We start from the raw sequence: 765 nt of genomic DNA on the forward strand, positions 1-765 counted from the left end.
TACCTCGCGGCGAACGTCCTCGCGGGCGCGTGGATCGTCGTCGGCCCCCTGGCCACGTACATCGTGCGCAAGCCGGGGGTCGGCATCCTCGCCGAGACCCTCGCCGCGCTCGTCGAGGTCGTCTTCCTCGCCTCCCCCGCGGGGCCGCTGCTGCTCGTCGTGGGCCTGGTCCAAGGCGTCGGCGCCGAGCTGCCGTTCGCGCTCACGCGCTACCGCCGGTTCGGCTGGTGGGTGTTCGTCGCGTCGGGCGTGAGCACCGCGCTCGTCACGTTCGCGTTCAACGCCGTGCGCTTCGGCTGGCTCGGTCAGGACTACGCGATGCTCCGGCTCGGGATCCAGGTCGTGTCGTGCGTCGTGCTGTGCGGACTCGCGGCCCGCCTCCTCGGCGACGCGCTCGCCCGCACGGGCGCCCTCGACGCGTTCGCGATCGGGGCGGCCCGCCGTGGGTGAGGCGACCGCGCACGTGGCTCACGTGACCGCGCACGCGCGCGACGTTCCCGACGCTGTCACAGCCGCCGACGTGACCGTGCACCTCGGGCACCACGGCACCCGCATCCGCCGCAACGGTCTCCCAGTCGGCGCTCGACACGACGGCGCCGATCGGCGCCGCGGGGGCGGCTGCCCAGTCGAGGCGGAACAGCCACTCGTGGAAGGTGCTGCGGGCCGCGGCCAGCTGCTCGGTGGAGATCGGGCGCAGGGTGAGGGAGTCGGCGGTCAGGACCGGGCGGCCCGCCGCGTCCTGCACGGAGAGGGTGACTGCTCCGG

Annotated in this window: 1 protein-coding gene; it reads left to right on the plus strand. The window is 74.6% G+C overall.

Translation table 11 applies throughout. From position 1 onward, the window contains the following. A partial coding sequence (locus tag G3I78_RS46505; protein WP_203616474.1) for an ECF transporter S component occupies positions 1-450 on the plus strand: 450 nt, incomplete at its 5' end. Positions 451-765 lie beyond the last annotated feature (315 nt).

It is taken from the genome of Streptomyces sp. SID13726 (assembly GCF_010548375.1).
Taxonomy (GTDB): Bacteria; Actinomycetota; Actinomycetes; order Streptomycetales; family Streptomycetaceae; genus Streptomyces.